This is a genomic window from Streptomyces sp. NPDC044921 (genome assembly GCF_056432865.1).
In genome coordinates, this window is sequence record NZ_JBWKIF010000008.1 from 59,543 (window position 1) to 77,992 (window position 18,450).

The window sequence follows — 18,450 nt, forward strand, 5'->3', positions numbered from 1 at the left end:
CGGGTACGCACCCCGTCAGGGGCGCGGGGAACTGCGCGACCGGCCACGACGGTTTTGCAGTTCCCCACCGCGGGCTCCCTCAACGGCGCTCGGAGCACAGCGCGACGGCCTCCCGCACGATGGCCTCCAGTTGCTCGTGATGCGCGCCCCTCCAGTACGCCCGCCCGCACTCCCCGCACTGCGCGAACACGTCGTACGTGGCGTGCGTGCCGTGCTTCAGCTGATCCGCCACCTCGTCCTTGGTCGCCTCACGCAGCAGCCCGTTGCAGGCGGTGCAGCGCGTCCACGGGCGCAACTCGGGCCGGAACCGGTCCAGCACGTCCCGCAGCTGGTCCTCGGGACGTGTGCTGTAGACGAACGCCCCGGCCCACAGCTCGCGCCTGCGCAGCAGTCCCCGGTCGCGGCTCAGCATCACCCGCTGCTCGGCCGCCGAACGCGCGGCCAGCGCCGGGTCGCCGATGTCGGTCGACTCGTACGCCGTGTCCACGCCGAGCAGGCGCAGCCGGCGGGCCAGCGTGCCGAGGTGGACGTCGAGGAGGAACCGCAGGGGAGCGCCCGGGAGGCGCTGGGGGCGGGCGACGGTCCGCACCGTCACCGACTCCCCGGCCGCGGGGACGTGGGAGACGGGCACCTCGCGGCCGTCCACCAGCAGCGCGCCCACCTCGGTCAGCGGCACGCCCAGCGACTCGACGACGTGGCCCAGGCTGGAGACGCCGTCGGTGGCGGCGCGCACGGCGCCCGCCCGCTGGGCCCGCGGGACGAAGACGTGCAGTTCGGGGGCGAACTCGACGTGGATCTCGGGACCGTTCACCCGGTCAGGATGCCACGGGCAGGGGCACCGGCCTCACGGTTTTCCGGTCGGCAGACCGCGCTCCAGGACGTCCAGCGCACGGTCGACGAGGTCCCGGATGTCGTCGCGGTGGCCGGTCTCGGCCCAGTAGTGGGAGGCCTCCATCAGACCGCCCATCACGGACATGGCGAAGACCCGGAGCTCCAGGCCGTCGGGGTCGAGCCCGGAGCGCTCGGCGAGGGCCTCGCGCAGCAGCCGGCCGGTCGCCGCCATGCTCTCCAGCATCCGGGCGCGGACGGCCGGGACCTCGACGCCGAGCCGGGTCCGCAGCCGCATCACCTCCGGCTCCTCGGCGAGGCTCAGGTCCAGGGCCGTGCGGATCACGTGCCGCAGGATGTCGCCCCACGACTCGTCCTCCGGCCGGGCCCGCAGCTCCGCCAGCATCACCGGGTCCCACTCGTCGGTGATGACGATGTCCTCCTTGGTGGGGAAGTACCGGAAGACCGTCGACGGCGACACCTCGGCGCGCTCGGCGATCTGCTCGATCGTCGTGGCGTCGTAGCCCTGTTCCTCGATCAGCGCGTAGGTCGCGGTGCGGATCGCCTGGCGTGTCTTGATCTTCTTCCGTTCCCGGAGTCCCGGCTGGGGGCGGTCGGCGGAAGTGGTGCGTGCGGCCGTCATGAAGGTCATTGTCGGGCCTCGGCCCCGGGCCCTGCCATGACCGCGGCGCCCTCCCCGCCGTCCGCGGCTGTCCGCGTGTCCGGCAGGAACACCCCGGTGAGCAGCGCGGCGACCAGGGCCGTGACTCCGCACACCAGCAGCACCACGCCCATGCCGTGGACGTAGGCGCCGTCCGCGGACGTGGCGAGGCCGGTCACGCCCGTGCGCTCGGCGACGAGGTGCGCGGCCACCACGGACTCCCCGGCGGCGTCGGCGGCCCGGGTGGGCACTCCGCTCACGTCGAGGCGGTCCCGGTAGGCGCTCGCGAGCAGGCTGCCGAGCAGGGCGATGCCGATCGCGCTGCCGACCTGGCGCAGGGTCATGAGGAGCCCCGACCCGCTGCCGGCCCGGTCGGCCGGCAGCGTGGCCAGCGCGCCGTCCAGCGCCGGGACCACGGCGAGGCCGAAGCCCAGGCCGGTGACGGTCAGCCACAGCGCGGTGAAGCCGTAGCCGGAGTCGGGTGCGGTACGGCTGCCGAGGAACGCGGCGAAGGCGAGCACCACGAGGCCGCAGGTGACGACCGCCCGGGGGCCGAACCGGGCGACGACCGGCTGGGCGCCGCGCGCCGCGACCATCAGCCCGCCCATCATCGGCAGCAGCCGCAGCCCGGTGCCGAGGGCGTCGTGGCCGAGGACGGCCTGGAGGTAGGGCGGCAGCAGGAACAGCAGGCCCGCCAGGACGAAGGTGACCAGGGTCGCCGTGAGGGCGTTGACGAGGAAGCCGCGGTGGCGGAGCAGTTCCATGTCGAGCATGGGCCGCGCCACTCGCCGCTCGCGCAGCACCAGTCCGGCGAGCAGCGCGACGCCGGCGGTGAGGAACCCGGCCACCAGGGGGTCCCCCCAGCCTCGGGTGGGCGCCTCGATGATGGCGCAGACCAGGGCACCGAGTCCGGCCACGGTGAGCGCGGTGGCCAGGGCGTCGACCTTCGGGGAGGCCGGGTCGCGCGTCTCGGGGAGCAGGAGCAGGCAGGCCGCGACGCCGATGCCGACCATCGGGACGTTGAGCAGGAAGACCGAGCCCCACCAGAAGTGGTCGAGCAGCCAGCCGCCCAGGACCGGGCCGAGCGGCATGCCCAGCGCGGAGGCGGCCGACAGGACGCCGATCGCCTTGGACCGCTCGTCCGGCCCGAACAGGGAGGGCAGCACGGACAGCGCCAACGGCATGACCAGCGCGCCGCCCACCCCCATCACGGCCCGGGCGACGACGACCCAGGCCACGTCCGGGGCCAGGGCGCCCATGACCGAGCCGGCCAGGAAGATCCCGAGCCCGGTCACCAGCATCAGCCGCCGTCCGAACCGGTCGCCGAGCAGCCCGGCGGGGAGCATCAGCGCCGCGAAGACGACGACGTAGGCGTCCGCCATCCACTGCTGCTCGCCCGTGCTCGCGCCGAGGTCCTCGGCCAAGGTCGGCAGCGCCACGTTGAGGATCGTCAGGTCGAAGCCGAGCGTGAGCATGCTCGCGACCAGGGCCGTCAGGGCCCACCAGCGCCGGGGGTCGGGCGAAGTGACAGTAGCCATGAAATGACAGTAACTCTCAAAAGGTAGTAGCTGTCAATGCGGTGGAGGCCAGCTGTCCCCGTCTGGTGGTCCGCGCATGCGAAAAGGCCACGGCTGGGAAGCCGTGGCCTGGGTGGAAGCGGTGGAAGCGGTGGAAGCGGTGGAAGCGGGGGAGATCCCTAGCCGTGCTGGTACGCCACCAGTGAGATCCCCACGTAGTGCGCGATGAAGGCCGCCAGGGTGAAGGAGTGGAACACCTCGTGGAAGCCGAACCAGCGCGGTGACGGGTTCGGGCGCTTGATGCCGTAGATGATGCCGCCCGCGCTGTAGAGCAGGCCGCCCACGACGACCAGGACGAGGACCGCGACCCCGCCGGTGCGCATGAAGTCCGGCAGGTAGAAGACGGCCGCCCAGCCCATCGCGATGTAGCAGGGCGTGTAGAGCCAGCGTGGGGCGCCGACCCAGAAGACGCGGAAGAGGATGCCGGCCGCCGCGGCGGCCCAGATGCCCCACAGCAGCCACTGACCCTTGGCGCCCGGCAGGAGCAGCATGGTCAGCGGCGTGTAGGTGCCCGCGATGATCAGGAAGATGTTGGCGTGGTCCAGGCGGCGCAGCACGCCGTCCATACGGGGGCTCCAGTTGCCCCGGTGGTACAGCGCGCTCACGCCGAACAGCAGGCACGCCGTCAGCGCGAAGATGCCACAGGCGATGCGTCCTCTGGTCGTGTCGGCCAGGGCGGTCAGGACCAGGCCCGCGACGAGGACGGCCGGGAACATGCCGAGGTGCAGCCAGCCCCGGAGCTTGGGCTTCACGGGGTGCGGCAGGGAAAGCGCCTGCGGACCGCTGCCGCCGGCCGGCGAGTCCGAAGGCGCGTCGGGGACGAACGCAGTCATGACCAAATGGTAGCTACGGAACCGTAAGTGACGGATCAGTGCCGCTGATTGGGCGACGACGAGTGGCCATCCTCTCACTCCCGCCGCATGGTGGTCACGCAAACGGACGGTCAGGTGAACGCAACGTGCACGCAAAGCGCCCGCGAGAAACCGTGGCGATCCTCACGTTGCTCACCTGTGCGCTCCTCTGGACAGATGGGCGCTTCCGTCGGATGATCAAATGAGTGCGGTCGGCACCGGATGAGCGCCCGAGTCACACCGTGAAGCATCCGGGTCGCAGCCCCCACGGGGCCTCCACATCAAAAAAATCCCTCATTTAGGAGCAATCGTGGCGCGCGACATCGCGGCTCCCACCGTCCCCACCACACATCAGGGGCTGATCTCGTGGGTCAACGAGATCGCAGAACTGACGCAGCCGGACAACGTGGTCTGGTGTGACGGGTCCGAGGCCGAGTACGAGCGACTGTGCGAGGAGCTCGTCCAGAAGGGCACCTTCCGGAAACTCGACCCGATCAAGCGCCCCCACTCCTACTACGCCGCCTCCGACCCCACCGACGTCGCGCGCGTCGAGGACCGGACGTTCATCTGCTCCGAGAAGGAGGAGGACGCGGGCCCGACCAACCACTGGAAGGCCCCCGCCGAGATGCGGGAGATCTTCCAGGGCTCCGGCGGCCAGGGCGGCCTGTTCCGCGGCTCCATGCGCGGCCGGACCATGTACGTCGTGCCCTTCTGCATGGGCCCGCTCGGCTCGCCGCTGTCCGCGCTCGGCGTCGAGATCACCGACTCGGCCTACGTCGCCGTCTCCATGCGCACGATGACGCGCATGGGCCAGGCCGTCCTCGACGAGCTCGGCTCCGACGGCTTCTTCGTCAAGGCCGTGCACACCCTGGGCGCCCCGCTGGAGCCCGGCCAGGAGGACGTCCCCTGGCCCTGCAACCAGACCAAGTACATCTCGCACTTCCCCGAGGACCGCGAGATCTGGTCCTACGGCTCCGGCTACGGCGGCAACGCCCTGCTCGGCAAGAAGTGCTACGCCCTGCGCATCGCCTCCGTCATGGCCCGGGACGAGGGCTGGCTCGCCGAGCACATGCTCGTGCTGAAGCTGACCCCGCCGCGCGGCGAGGCCAAGTACGTCGCCGCCGCCTTCCCGAGCGCCTGCGGCAAGACCAACCTCGCCATGCTGGAGCCGACCATCCCCGGCTGGACGGTCGAGACCATCGGCGACGACATCGCCTGGATGCGCTTCGGCGAGGACGGCCGCCTCTACGCCATCAACCCCGAGGCCGGCTTCTTCGGCGTCGCGCCCGGCACCGGCGAGCACACCAACGCCAACGCGATGAAGACCCTGTGGGGCAACGCCGTCTTCACCAACGTGGCGCTGACGGACGACGGCGACGTCTGGTGGGAGGGCATGACCGAGGAGCCCCCGGCCCACCTCACGGACTGGAAGGGCAACGACTGGACCCCCGAGTCCGGCACCCCGGCCGCCCACCCCAACGCCCGCTTCACCGTCCCGGCCTCGCAGTGCCCGATCATCGCGCCCGAGTGGGAGGACCCCAAGGGCGTGCCGATCTCGGCGATCCTCTTCGGCGGCCGCCGCGCCACCGCCGTCCCCCTGGTGACGGAGTCCTTCGACTGGAACCACGGCGTCTTCCTCGGCGCCAACGTGGCCTCCGAGAAGACCGCCGCCGCCGAGGGCAAGGTCGGCGAGCTGCGCCGCGACCCCTTCGCGATGCTGCCGTTCTGCGGCTACAACATGGGCGACTACATGGCCCACTGGATCGACGTGGCCAAGGACAAGGACCAGTCCAAGCTGCCGAAGATCTACTACGTCAACTGGTTCCGCAAGGACGACGAGGGCACGTTCGTCTGGCCCGGCTTCGGCGAGAACTCCCGCGTCCTGAAGTGGATCGTGGAGCGCCTGGAGGGCAAGGCCGAGGGCGTCGAGACCCCCATCGGCATCCTGCCGACCAAGGAGGCCCTCGACACGGACGGCCTGGACCTGGCCGAGTCCGACCTGGACTTCCTGCTCACGGTCGACAAGGACGTCTGGCGCGAGGAGGCCGCCCTGGTCCCCGAGCATCTCAACACCTTCGGCGACCACACGCCGAAGGAACTGTGGGACGAGTACCGCGCCCTGGTGGAGCGCCTGGGCTGAGTCCCACCCCTGAACTCCGCGGCCGGCTGGAACCGACAGTGCCCTGACCAGCAACATCGTCACGGCCGGCCGCGGGACCGACTGGCGGGGCCCGCACAACGGCGTGCGGGGTTCGGGGCCGGTCACCGCGTCCTCCGTCCGCCCCGACGGAAACCCAGCGGCGACCGGCCCCCTCCCGCCCGCTTCGGCGCGGCCCGCTCCGCGGGCTCACGAACGTGCCGATGAAGGACCGAGCGCTCCGGCCGACGCCCTGCGTCGACCGGGGCGCTCGGGCGTTTCCGGAGTCTTGGGCGTTTCCGGAAGAGGTACGAGCAGCTCGCACCACACCGTCTTGCGGCCGGCCTCCTGCTCCACACCCCACCGCAGGGCCAGCGCGTCGAGCAACGCCAGCCCGCGGCCGGATTCCGCCTCGGCCCCGGCCGCCGCGACCAGGACGGGCAGGGCCCGGGGATCGGGATCGGTGACCCCGACCCGGACGCGTCCGCCCACCTGCTCCCACACCCGTACCGTCACGGGGACGCCCTCCCCGACGTGCCGGATGACGTTCGTGACCAGCTCGCTCGCGCAGAGCTGCACGTCGATGCCGTGCGGTCGCAGGGCCCGCCGCACGGCGGACACCTCGGCGGGCATCGCGAGCAGTTCGAGCGTCACCACCGGCCGCGTCACGCCGCGCCCTTGCGCAGGGCGGCGGCCAGGGCCTTGGCGGTGAGGAGATTGCAGTTGCCGAGCGTGATCAGCGGCCGGGTGGGGCAGCGGGCGGCGAAGGCCGGGAGGTCGAGGCCGAGGGACGGCAGCGTGATGCCGTGCGCGGCGAGGGCCTCTCGCAACTCCTCGACGCAGGCGTCGGCTTCGGCGGGGCTGTGCATGGGGGTTCACACCTTCCAGTGCGCTGAGTGACGAACTCCTCACACTGTGACGCCGACCGCCGTGCCGTGACAGCCCCTAAGCATCCCGCGCCTGATCTGCGCGGACGCGGTGCCGGGTGGGGTAGCGCGCGGTAACGGCACACCAAGGACGGTGAACGATGGGTCAGCGCAAGGACATCGACGGATCGACGGGCGTACCGACCTTCTACGGCAGTGAGTTGCGCTGGAAGCGGGAGGAGGCGGGCCTGACCCTCCAGCAACTCGTCGAGGGCAGCTTCTACGGCCCCAGCCACCTCAGCGAGATCGAGCGGGGCACACGCCGGATGCCGGCGGAACTCGCCGAGCACGTGGACCGGGTGCTCGGCACGGACGGCTTCTTCAGGCGGCGGTGCGAGGACGTGCGGCGGGCGAAGCGGCGGGGGCACGCGAGCTACTTCGAGCGGGTGCTGGAGGCGGAGCGGCACGCGGAGACCATCGAGGAGTGGTGCCCGACGCTGGTGCCGGGGTTCGAGGACGACCACAAGACCCCGGAGTACTGGGTCATTCTCCCCGAGTCGTTGCTGCGACAGCCGATCCTGCCGCCGGAGCGGAGCGCCGAACAGTGGGAGCGCATCGCGGAACTCGCGCGATGCCGCCGGATCGTTCCCCAGATCCTTCCGTGGAACTGCGGGGCGCATCCGCTCATGATGGGCATGGCGAAGGTCATGGCCTTCACGGACGCCCCACCGCTGGTCTATCTGGAGTCGCAGTACAGCGGGGACACCATCGACGATCCGGCTCTCGTGAAGCAGTACCGCAAGGCATACGATCGGCTCAGGGCCGCCGCACTGCCCCCGGAGGCGTCCCTCGCCCTGATCGAGCAAGCGGCTGAGGATGACCGAAATGGTAAAGAGCGCACGTGACTTGAGCGCAGCGGTCTGGCGCAAGAGCACCTACAGCAATGGCGACGGCGGCGACTGCCTCGAGGTGTGCGACGCCCACACCGCCGTCGTCCCCGTCCGGGACTCCAAGGTCCCTCACGGCCCGGTCCTCACCATCACGGCCCCGGCCTGGACGTCCTTCGTCACGTCCCTCAAGTCGGCACCCTCGGCCTGAGCTGCCACCGCCCCGAGGCCGGCGCGGATCACCGTTCCTCTCCACCTGGTCCGGAGCCGGCCTTTCGGCGGGCCCTGGTGATGCCGCCCGTCAGGAGGCCGGCCGCGCCGAACAGCACGCCTGCCTCCCACACGGCCCAGTCGAACAGGCCGGCGACGGCAGCGATGACTCCGACGAGGCCGGTGAGGACCCCCTGACCGGCGACGAGCAGCCAGCTGTTCGAAGGCACCCTGCCATCGCCCACCATGTAACGCGAGGCGAGCAGTACGCACGTGCTGAGACAGGCGATGCCGAGTGCGCTCCACCAAACGGGCATGACGTTCAGAGCGTTGGGCGAGGAGGCGATCAGAACCGGCCCCGCAGTGATGAGCCCCGCGAGGCAGATGCCGTGCAGCCGTTTCCCCATGGTGCATCTCCTGTCTCATCCGAACACCGTGGAACGTGAAGTGCGCGGGCCGGGAGTACCCCGGCCCGCGCTTGTGGTGACGGTCCCTGCGAACCCGCCTGATGGGCGGGAACCCGGGCGTGCGGCGGCTAGGGATTCACCGGGTCGCCGTTCCCGATGGCCAGCCACCACACTCCGTCGTCGCGGGTGAGGTCGAGGGTCTGGCGGCTTTCGCTTCCGTAGCGGAGTTCGACAGTGGCCAGACCCGGTGTGACGGGGTCCGCGACCACGGCCTGAACCGGCCGACCGGCCTGCGCGCCGAACTCGGAGATCAGGTCCCGCGCGGCCGCCTCCCTGCCCGTGTACCACGGCGCACCGATGTCCGCCAGATCCTCGGCGTCACCGTCCTGGAGGCGCTGGACGTAGACCTGGAGGAGCAGTTCGGCCTCGCGCGCGACCTCCTCGGCCTCGGGATAGGCCGACGTGGCGGCCCGGACCGTCAGGTGCACCTTGGGGGTGTCCCGCAAGGCGTAGGGTGCCGTGTCGCGCTGCGACCACCAGACCAGGGCACCCACGACCACGCAGAGAGCGACGACTACGGCGATGAGCCACTGCGCTTTCGCGGTCCGGGGCATCAGTACCACTCCGGAATGACTCGGTGGATGTTCGCCCACGTTCCCCTCTGGCTGTTGACATAGGTGTCGAGACGCTGGTTCAGACGGTTGTTGTTGTGGGCGCTCACGTAGGCCTTGCCGTTCTTCATCTTGGTGACGACGCCCGCGTGGTCCCAGCCGCCCTTGCCGCCCCAGTTGAAGAAGACCACGTCACCGACCTTGGCCTCTTTCTGCTTCGACTCGGTGTTCACGATGCCTGCGCTGTGCTTGGCGAGGAAGGTCTCCATCTTGTCGGCGACGGTCCACGTGTGGGACCACAGATAGTAGAACCCCCCGCCGGAGTGCGGTGGCGACGAGTGCTTGGTTCGCCACCAGTAGTTGGTGCTCTTCCTGTCCTTGCCCACGCCCTTCATGCGCATGCCGCCGCCGTGGTACAGCGCCTTGGACACGAAGTTGGTGCAGTCCTGGCTGTACTCGTGCCGATCGTTCCAGTGCTTCTTCGCCCACTCGGACGTGCCGCTGCGGCTGATGCTGCCGAAGGCTTCGAACTGCGCCGTTCCCAGGCCGGACGCGGCAGGGCTGTCGGGGACCTGTCGGGTGAGCGCGGTGGGCGAGACGTCGCTCTCCACGCTGCCGTACGTCACGGTTCCCAAGGCGTCGTCCCCCTTGGACAGGCGCTGCTCGTACTGCTGCGCGTTGAGCTTGCCGCGCAGTACGGGTGTGTCCTGTCCCGAGAAGGTGTAGAGGAGGGCCGTTTCGTTGGTCTCCGGTTCCTCGGGGCTGTCGGCGAGCGTCCGCTGCTCGTTCACGGTGGCCCGGACGGCCACCGATCCGCCGGAGGAGGGGAGGACCAGGACGTCCGACAGGGTCGACGTCATGGTCGTGTAGACGAGTCCGTCGGCCTCCAGGGACTTACGGGTGTCGAGCAGCCAGAACTCCTCGGCCTTCAGCAGCCAGGCGTACTTCGAGCCATGCGGCCTGCCCTGCGTCGCGGCCTCGGCCGTGCTGTGCGCCCCCGTGGTCAGAGCCGCGACGGCCGCGAGGTACTCGTCGAGCGCCGCGGTGTAGGTGGCGGTGCTCAGCGGGGCCTTCACCGGTGTGGCGGCATCGCTGGTCACGGTGGTGCTGGTGCCGTACGGGCTCGATGCCTTGACCCGGAAGGTGTAGGGAGTGTCGTTGCTGAGACCGGTGATGACGGCGTCCGTGCCGCTCGTGCTGCGCGTGGCCGCCACGGCACCGGAGGAGTCGATCGCGGACACCTCGTAGGTGAGCTCCGTGTCGTTGTAACCGCTGTCCTGGCTCGGATTCCAGCTCACCACCGCGCCCCGGTCGCCGGGCTGGGCGCGCAGGTCCCTGGGCGGTGACGGTGCCGTGGCCGGACCGTACTCGATGGTGAGCGCGACCGAGGTGAAGCTGATGCCCGCCGTGCCGGCCGCGCCTTCAGCCCTGCGCAGGACCAGACCGTGGTTGGCGTTCGCGCCGTCGGTCCACCCGGTGACCAGGCCGGTGACGTCGATCTTCCAGGGCGCGGTGGCCACCAGGTTGACGCCCGGAGCGGTAACACTGTCCAGCTCCGCTCCGGTCCCACTGGTGGCCCAGGCGCCGTTGAGCGCGTGCACCGCGAGGTCCGGTGTGGTCGCGGTGGACTGAAGTTGCAGCGTGGCGTTGGTGATGCGGGCCCCGGCCGGGACCTTCGACAGATCGGCCTTCACATGGCTTCGCCAGTTCTTGCCGGAGACACTGCCGACCTTCAGGGCCGTCGCCGTCTGGCCGACACAGTCGGTCGTGCCGGTGCAGACGGTGGCCTTGGTGAGCGGAACACCGACCGACGTGGACGCGGCCGTCTCGGCGGGCGGCGTGCCGGACCCCGCGGAAATCGCCGACCTCTCCGTCCAAGCGGAGCACTTGCCCTCGAAGCAGGCCCTCATCGACCAGTCGAAAGGCCCGGACGAGGTGAGCTTGGCCGCGGGGATCTGGAAGCCGGCCCGTTCACCGTTGGGCACGAGCTGAGTGCCCAGGAGCTGGGTTCCGCTCGCGTTGCCGAGCCGGAACTGCGCTTCGACCATGCCGCCGTTGGGGGAACTGACGACACCGGTCACCACAGGGGAGGCGGTGTCGGTCGCCCCGGCCTGAAGCCCAACGGGCAGGTCGGCGGGGTGCACGGCGCTCGCATCGACGAGGAACGTCGTCCAGCCGGACCACGCCGACGTGTCGATACCGTCACTGGTGCGTGCCCGCACTCTCAGATGGCTGCCGTCCGGCACCGCGGAGGCGGTCGGAATCTGCGTCGTGGCGACGGTGCCCGGTGTGAACTCCACCGTCTTTCCGGTCCACGTGTACGTGGTGTCGGCGTACGCCGGGTCGGGCTGCACCTGGAACTCGGTCGTCAGCGCGGATCCCGCGTCGCTGTCGTCGACCTTCGCCTGCAGGGTCGGGGTGAGCGAACCGATCGTCAGCGGAGTCTCCGACTTGCGCGGGGTCACACCCAGCTGCGCGGGTACGGCCGGGGCCGCGTTGTAGGTGACGATCAGCGAGGGCTCGGTCGCGGAGTCGTGCGAGCCGTCCACGTAGTTGGCGGACCGGTAGCGCCGCCAGGTGAGCGGATCCGTCTCGTCGACGGCGGCCAGACGGACCCCGTGGTCGGGCTGACCGTCCGCCCACGCCTGAACGATGCCTGCGACATCCCACGACACGTGGCCGGCCGGGCAGCTCGCGCTGTAGCCCTTCGCCGCCTTCGACACGGGGGCCGCCGTGGTCGTGGTGCTGGGCTGGGCCGACCAGGAGATCGCCGAGGGATCCCAGTCCGAGGTCACCCGCCGGACCTGGACTCCGGCGTTGTCCAGGGAACAGGACGACGACCAATAGGAGAACAGCCGCAGATCGGCGTCGAGGATCCGTTTGCCCCGGAACCGGTCCGTGTTGAACTTGAGGTAGGAGCGCGCCTTCTCCTTCCCGTCGTACGTGCCGGCCTTGAGCTCGGTGGAGCCGCGCTGGGACGACGGGTATGCCGCGTCCTGCACCCAGGTGTCCGTGAGCGGACCGAGCAGGGTGTTGGTCGGGTCCACTGTCACCGGATACCGCAGGTCCGGATCCTGCAGGAACGACTCGGCGGGCTTGAGCACCAGAGTCTGCTGGTTCCCGCTCGCCTCCACGGTCACGGCGACATCGGAGACGTCCTCCGGTTCACGCGAACCGGCGTGCTCCTCAGCTCCCCACATGACAGGCACGGGTGCGGTGGCCACATCCCCGCCGTCCTTGCCCTCCCAGAGCAGGCGCTCGTCACTGGTCTGACGCAGTTTCACGCCCTCGGCCGTCACGGGTATGCGCAGCTCGACCTGCCCAGTCGGCCGCTCCTTGAGCACCAGAAGGTGCGAGAAGCCCTCCGGCAGCGCGGACACCACCAAGTCGGCGCCCGGCTGCACGTTCTCGTAGGTCGCGGTGTTGCCCTGGAGGACCGGCCGGGGAAGCTCACCTTCCCAGCCGATGCCCAGGCTCCGACTGCCTTCGCTCACCTGGGCGAGAGGGCCGGAGCCGCCGGCGGAGATCGTGATGTCCGCCGCCGCGCGCTTGGGCTGGACGACCCCGTCACGCAGCACGAGCGTGGTGTCCACGTCTCGCCAGGCGCCCTTCTCGTCCTTGACCCTGATCGGGCCGGTGGACGACTCCTCGGTCACCGAACCGTCGGGGTTGACGTAGACGGTCGAACTCTCCGTCCGCAGGACGGGCACTTCCACCCTCTTGCCGAGCGCCGCGGCCCGGACGCGAGCCGCGCCGACCGCCGCGTCGTCGCCGCCGTCCCCCGACGCCGTCAGCGACGTGTCAGCCGGTCCCGTGGCACCGGCCGGTTGTGCCGGTGCGCCCAGGCCCGCGGCCAGCATGCCTGCGATCAGGCATGCGCTGACCCCGAGAGTTCTCGAACTCCCGGGTCTGGAAGGTCTCTTCACTTATCCCCCATCAAACTCACAGAAAGACAGCGAATCTTCACAGGGGGGTTTCGAGGGTGTCCAGCGAGTGAGACAAACCACACAGCGCCGCCCGCCGGGAGCGGCAGGGAGTCCAGCGTCCGTGAGCGCGTGGTTCCGGTCGCGAACGCTCATGGTGATGCAGGCTGTCGGTCACTGTCAGGAGCGAGTTCTCCGGCGCCCGAAAGCAACGTAGATGCAAGACGCTACGCCGGGAGCCGCCCCCATCAGACACAGCAGGGCCGTTCTTTCCTCCCCCAACGCGAAGGCCAGGAGAAGAAGGGTGATCATCACCGCTGCGTAGCCCACCATGAGCCATCTCAAGGGGCGGCTCGGGGACCAGTTGCGCATGAGGCACGCTCCAGGTGGGTGTGATCACAACGCGGGCAGCGCTGCAACTTTCCGGTCCAAGCACCGCTGACAGCAACGCTACTGGCGTCCTTTCGACGATGCTGTCGCCGCCCGAGCCTGGCGAGGTCAGGGGGTCGGTCCCCGTCGGTTGGCGGTGAGGCGATGCCATAGCGCCGCGACGGGGTAGGCGAGCAGCCCGACACCTCCTCCCCATACAACGAGCCAGAGCAGACCGACCGTGTCCCAGTCCACCTGGGGTAGTACAAGGGGCCCTGAGAGGATCAGGAGAATGAGACCGACTATCAGCCTGGTCTGGACATGGTTGGCTGGCATTACGTCACTCCTCGCCGCTCTAAGGAGACTGCCATTCTCTTGTTGCGGTTCACATCTGACTGTTTACGCGACGAACGAAGGTGCGGGCGTCATCCATGCGCAGGGGCGACACCAGCATCTCTTTCCCATTCATAAATCCGCCGTCAGGAGCGGTGATACGAATCTTCCCGCGAGCCAAGCTTACCGCGCACGCTCCGCGAGGGCTTTCCCAGATGGTACTGGCGACAATGCCGGTCACTTTTCCATAGCGCAGAACGAGTAAGCGTCGGTCGGTGAGGATCAAAGAACATCCCGTCAGCAGGAAAAAGTATGGTATGCCGCCGAAGGGGAAGCGAACTGCGAGCGCACCTTCGATCGTTTCACCCGACTCGAGGAAACTCCCAGATCGCCAAAGCCGCCATCGCGTTAGTTCCTTCTTCATGAACCTGCTTACTGAACAAGTAAACGGCAGACAGGGGACGACAGGTCGAGCGCTTATAGCGCGAGATCCTGCTGGAGGTTAGTCTTATGCGCTCCCGTTCCGCTGCCAGACAAGGGCACCAAATTCCTGCGGCAACTACTTTGAGCACAACCCCGCAGGACCTCTGCAGCTGGCCGATTTTCCGAGGAGGCCGCTGATTGTTCCAGCAATGAATGCGAATGTTCCTCCGATGATCGAGACTGCAGAAAAGATTCGCACTCCCGCGATCGCATCCTTCATCGACGCCCTCCCGCCATCCCATTGGTATGCATCCACGGTGCTGAGCACGCCTCCTGAACGGGTGGTAGATGCGATTCCCGTGCCGAGCCTGACTGTACGGTCGAGGAGATGCGACTCATCGCGACGCGCGGGAGCCCGGCTGCGGCCGGGGTTGAATGAGCTTGTGATCTCACTGTCCGCAACGTCGGCCCCGGAGCGGAAACGCTCCGGGCCGGACTCGCCGTCAGCTATTGGTCAGACAAGCAACGGCAGCTTTACCTTCTCAGCTCTTGCCTGACCGCACCCGCAGCACGCACTGCCAGAAGAAGACAGCCAAGCTGGTGACACCCAACACGAGAGGAATCACGGTGGATGAGGAGAGACCGAGATCTCCCTGTGCAAGTTGGGCAAGAAAATAGCCGAGCATTGCCACAGCCGTCAGCCCCGAACCGGCGAGGACCCATCGTTCCCCCGGAGGTGATGGGCTAGAAGCATTCATTGGCCACTCCTCCGATGCTGTAGGCGAGGGCGGGTATGGACGCCTCGTAGCCCACAACTGCCGCCCATGTCGAGGCTTCACCCGTAAGCGGTGTCGTCAGTAGACCCACGGTTGACGCGGCAGCACCGCCGAGAGAGAAGATGCCCATGACGACGTTCTCCGCGCATGAGGCGAGGCCCGTAGGGTCCGTCCGGTTGACGCAGTCTCCCTCAGCGTAGAGGTAGGGGTTCGTCTCCTGCCCCGACGGGTCGGGCTGGGTGAAGCGGCCGAGAGTGGGGTCGTAGTAGCGGTGGCCCATCTTGTAGAGGCCGGTCGGGTCCAGATACGTGCCCGCGTAGCGGTACGGCTGGGAGACGGCCTCGGTCGGTGTCGTACGCGGGAGGCCGGTGGGGCCGTAGGCGTAGGTGTGCGTGCGCTTGCCGGTGTCGTCGGTGAGGCCGAGGACGTTGCCGGTGGCGTCGGTGAGGTAGTAGTAGGACTTCCCCCCAGTCGTCATGGAGTTCAAGGTGCCCGCCGGTTCGCGGATGAATCCGGTGTCCACTCCGTTCGTCGTCGTGGAGGCCAGGCCCAGTGCGGTGTGGTGGAACCAGGTCGAACCCAGTTTGGTGCGCTCGGAGTTGTCCGTGCCGGCGTGGACCAGGTCGTAGCTCTTGCCGCCCGCGGTGATGGTGGAGAGCTGGCTGTGGTCGGTCCAGGTTTCGTTCGTGCGGGGGGTGGTGCTCGCGCCTGCCGTCTCGTTGCCGAGTTTGTCGTAGGACCAGCCGGTGGTGGAGCCGTTCTTGCCGGTCAGTTCGCTGGCGTCGTCGTAGGTGTAGGTGGTGCCGCCGGGGCAGGCGTTCTTGCTGCCGTCCTGGCTGGTGAGGTTGCCGGCCTTGTCCCAGCAGTACAGCCACGACGCCTTGCGGGCTCCGGCGGAGTCGGCTTCCAGGGCGTAGCGCAGGCGGTCCTGGGAGTCGTAGTCGTAGGTGGTTTTGTACTTGGTGAGGTTGTCGGTGCGGGTGCGGATCTTGGTGGTGTCCTTGCCCGCGGTGTTCTTGTAGTCGTAGGCCAGGTCGATCAGGGTGGTCGTGCCGGAGGTGGTCTTGACGGCCTGGGGGCGGCCGTTGTCGTCGATGGTCACCGACTGCGTCGTGCCGCCGGGGTAGACGGTCTTGGTGCGCTTGTCGTTGTTGTCGTAGTCGAAGTCGGTCTTCTTGCCGTCCGGGGCGGTCAGGTAGTCCAGGCGGCCGGCCTTGTCCCAGGTGTAGTCGGTCTTGCCGGTGGGGTCGGTGTAGTGGTCGACCTCGCCGCCCGGGGTGTAGGCCAGTGCTGTCTGGGCGCCGTTCTGCAGGGTGCGGACGCTTTCGCGGTTGAGCTTGTCGTAGGTCCAGATGGTGGTGCCGGAGGCGTCCGTACGGGACTTGACGTTGCCGTCGCCGTCGTAGGAGTAGGTGACCGTGGCGTTGGTGGAGGACACCTTCGTCACGCGGTCGCGGTTGTCGTGGACGTAGACGGTCTTGATGCCGCGTCCGTCGGTGACGGTCTCCACCCGGCCGAGTGCGTCGTAGGTGTAGGTCGTCGTGCCCAGCGGGGCGGGCGGGGTGACCTTCTTGAGGTTGCCCTTGGCGTCGTACTCGAAGGAGGTGACCTTGCCGTTCGCGTCCTTGGCGGTGCAGCGCTGGCCCTCGAAGCCGCCGCAGGCCGGGGTGTCCTTGTTGTAGGTGTACGCGCGGGTGCCGCCGGCCGTGCCGGAGGTGGTGACCGACATCGTGTTGCCGTTGGTGTCGTACGTGAAGGTGTCCTTGCGGCCGTCCGCGGTGGTGAAGTCGTTGGGCAGGTCGGTGCCGGCGATCGTCTGGTAGGCCGTCACGGACGCGGTGGCGCCGAGTGGGAGCTTCTGGGAGAGGGCGTTGTTGCGGCCGTCCCAGCCGTAGGTGGTGGTGTTGCCGCCGGTGCCGTCAGCGCCCGTGCCCATCGCGTCGGTCGCGCTCTGCAGAAGGTGGCCCGTGTACTTGGCGTGGCGCGAGTGCTCGAGGGGGTCGGTGACCTTGGTGACCTCGCCGTCCGCGTTGTGCAGGTACTTGGTGGCGTCGCCGTCGGGGTCGGTCACCGTCGTCGTGCCCGCGTCGGAGGGGGTGGCGGCCGTGTAGTCGTAGCGCCAGGTCGGGCCGATGTGGCCGGTGCTGGTCACCTCGGTGGCCCGCTGCATCGACCTGACCCGGTTGTGCGCGTCGTAGGTGAACAGCGTGACGGTGCCCTCGGGGGTGGTCACCTTCGTCAGGCGGCGCGAGGAGTCGTACGCGTAGGCGGTGGCCTTGCCGTCGGTGTCGGTGACCTTGGCCAGGTTGCCCGCCGGGTCCAGGTCGAGCACGGCCGTGCGGCCGGTGTGGTCCTTGGCCTGCCACTGGTTCGGGTAGGTCTTGACCAGGTCGATCCAGCGGCCCGAGCGGGTCTCGGTCAGCTTGAAGCCCTTGTGCTCGCCGCCCTCGTCGTGCTGGTCGACGGTGATCACACCGTCGTTGTTGTCCGTGACCTTGGCCAGCGTGCCGTGCGCGTCGTAGGTGTCCTTCGTACCCGACTTGCGGTCGGTCAGGGTGTAGGTGCCGTCCGCGTTCTTCTTCAGGTCCTTGGAGTAGCCCGTCGGCGTGGTGTAGCCGCCGGTGGACGTCTGCTGGAACCGCAGCGCGTCGCCGGTGGCGTCGTAGACGATCACTTCCCCGTCACCGAACTGGAGGTAGCGCTCGTAGGCCTGCCACCAGCGCTGCGACACCTTCCCCCAGGGCGCCTCCAGGGAGTTGTACGTCCGCGCCAGTTGCAGCTTCTGGCCCACGCCGGCGATGTCGAAGTCGGTGGCCGCCAGCATCAGGTTGCCGTTGGAGACGTTCACCCGCGCCACCAGCGCGTCGTTCAGGCGCGTGTCGGTGATGCGGTGCCAGGGCACCTCGCCCTGGCCCTCGGGGACGTACGTCGTCTCCGCCGCCTCGGCGACCGCGGCCGTGCGGGCGGCTTCAGTGGTGCCGGCGGTACGGGCCTTCTGCGCCGCCCGCCAGGCCCGCACCTCGGCCGACGGCTGCTCTTCCGCCTCCGACGCCGGGGGCCTGGTCACCCCGGCCGGCGTGGCCGCAGCCTCGACCTTGGTCGGCTTGGTCCACGGACTCTCCGGCTCCGGTAACTCCGGCTGGGGCGGCGCGGCCAGGCCCGGTGCCGCCGAGAGCACCACGGCGGCGGTCGTGAGCGCGGACAGGAGAGCGGTTCTGTGTGTTCTTCGGGCACGCCACAGGGACGTGCTCTGCGCACGTGAATGCATCAGCTTCCCCCACGGAAGACAGACAGGCAGAACCAGTGACCCATTCGGTCACCTCGGTCCCACAAGCTGTCACAAGAAGCGCACAAATCGGCGCGGCGTGCCCCCGAAGGCCTCATGCATGCGGGTGGGAATGGGCCCTGCCGCTTCTCCCGTCCAACCAGGCCCATATCGACGCAACTGCCGTGCGGTGGGCGCGGAATGATCGGTTCTGTCCTGCTTGCGGTGAATACGTTGACCGAAACCCGGCGAGCTGGTTCGGAGGTGTGACCCGCCGATGGTTATGAGCCATATCCGTACGTGTGTCCGAGCCGTTTCCGCGTCCC

At 69.0% G+C, this 18,450-nt stretch carries 14 protein-coding genes; 3 read left to right on the top strand and 11 right to left on the bottom strand.

The window, feature by feature from the left end:
• Window positions 1-79: 79 nt before the first annotated feature.
• The 4 genes from AC07DA_RS14615 to trhA form a co-directional block, all read right to left on the bottom strand.
• The gene (locus tag AC07DA_RS14615) at window positions 80-811 is read right to left on the bottom strand and encodes a Mut7-C RNAse domain-containing protein (protein ID WP_479127968.1); all 732 of its coding nucleotides are present in this window, start codon (window positions 809-811) and stop codon (window positions 80-82) included.
• Between the two features lie 33 nt (window positions 812-844).
• The gene (locus AC07DA_RS14620) at window positions 845-1,471 is read right to left on the bottom strand and encodes a TetR/AcrR family transcriptional regulator (RefSeq protein ID WP_479127970.1); all 627 of its coding nucleotides are present in this window, start codon (window positions 1,469-1,471) and stop codon (window positions 845-847) included.
• Window positions 1,472-1,476: 5 nt separating this feature from the next.
• Window positions 1,477-3,027, bottom strand: a complete 1,551-nt coding sequence (locus AC07DA_RS14625) for a DHA2 family efflux MFS transporter permease subunit (protein WP_479127972.1) — start codon at window positions 3,025-3,027, stop codon at window positions 1,477-1,479.
• Between the two features lie 158 nt (window positions 3,028-3,185).
• Window positions 3,186-3,899, bottom strand: a complete 714-nt coding sequence (trhA, locus tag AC07DA_RS14630; RefSeq protein WP_479127974.1) for a PAQR family membrane homeostasis protein TrhA — start codon at window positions 3,897-3,899, stop codon at window positions 3,186-3,188.
• 328 nt (window positions 3,900-4,227) lie between these two features.
• Between trhA and AC07DA_RS14635 the strand changes: the two genes are divergently transcribed.
• Window positions 4,228-6,057, top strand: coding sequence for a phosphoenolpyruvate carboxykinase (GTP) (locus AC07DA_RS14635; RefSeq protein WP_479127976.1), 1,830 nt, complete (start codon window positions 4,228-4,230; stop codon window positions 6,055-6,057).
• Window positions 6,058-6,264: 207 nt separating this feature from the next.
• Here AC07DA_RS14635 and AC07DA_RS14640 read toward each other — a convergent pair whose 3' ends face one another.
• A complete protein-coding gene (locus tag AC07DA_RS14640; RefSeq protein ID WP_479128392.1) occupies window positions 6,265-6,687 on the bottom strand; it encodes an ATP-binding protein in 423 nt (140 codons plus the stop codon).
• 32 nt (window positions 6,688-6,719) lie between these two features.
• Complete coding sequence (locus AC07DA_RS14645; RefSeq protein WP_479127978.1) at window positions 6,720-6,923, bottom strand: hypothetical protein; 204 nt, start codon at window positions 6,921-6,923, stop codon at window positions 6,720-6,722.
• A gap of 158 nt (window positions 6,924-7,081) precedes the next feature.
• Here AC07DA_RS14645 and AC07DA_RS14650 point away from each other — a divergent pair, with 158 nt between their 5' ends.
• Both AC07DA_RS14650 and AC07DA_RS14655 read left to right on the top strand, forming a co-directional pair.
• Window positions 7,082-7,825, top strand: a complete 744-nt coding sequence (locus AC07DA_RS14650; RefSeq protein ID WP_479127980.1) for a helix-turn-helix domain-containing protein — start codon at window positions 7,082-7,084, stop codon at window positions 7,823-7,825.
• A 1-nt stretch (window position 7,826) separates the two neighbouring features.
• Complete coding sequence (locus AC07DA_RS14655) at window positions 7,827-8,018, top strand: DUF397 domain-containing protein (RefSeq protein ID WP_479127982.1); 192 nt, start codon at window positions 7,827-7,829, stop codon at window positions 8,016-8,018.
• 28 nt (window positions 8,019-8,046) lie between these two features.
• Here the strand turns inward: AC07DA_RS14655 and AC07DA_RS14660 are convergent, their stop codons facing one another.
• The 5 genes from AC07DA_RS14660 to AC07DA_RS14680 form a co-directional block, all read right to left on the bottom strand.
• On the bottom strand, window positions 8,047-8,424 hold the full coding sequence (locus AC07DA_RS14660; protein WP_479127984.1) for a hypothetical protein: 378 nt from the start codon (window positions 8,422-8,424) through the stop codon (window positions 8,047-8,049).
• A gap of 128 nt (window positions 8,425-8,552) precedes the next feature.
• On the bottom strand, window positions 8,553-9,038 hold the full coding sequence (locus AC07DA_RS14665) for a hypothetical protein (protein WP_479127986.1): 486 nt from the start codon (window positions 9,036-9,038) through the stop codon (window positions 8,553-8,555).
• Window positions 9,038-12,895: a DNRLRE domain-containing protein gene (locus tag AC07DA_RS14670; RefSeq protein WP_479127988.1), complete on the bottom strand. Its 3,858-nt coding sequence runs from the start codon at window positions 12,893-12,895 to the stop codon at window positions 9,038-9,040. The genes AC07DA_RS14665 and AC07DA_RS14670 overlap by 1 nt, the downstream gene beginning before the upstream one ends.
• Before the next feature lie 817 nt (window positions 12,896-13,712).
• Entirely contained in the window at window positions 13,713-14,084 is a 372-nt protein-coding gene (locus AC07DA_RS14675; protein WP_479127990.1) for a hypothetical protein, read from the bottom strand.
• Window positions 14,085-14,827: 743 nt separating this feature from the next.
• Window positions 14,828-18,040 carry an RHS repeat-associated core domain-containing protein gene (locus AC07DA_RS14680; protein WP_479127992.1) on the bottom strand — a complete coding sequence of 1,071 codons (3,213 nt, stop codon included), beginning with the start codon at window positions 18,038-18,040 and terminating at the stop codon, window positions 14,828-14,830.
• Window positions 18,041-18,450 lie beyond the last annotated feature (410 nt).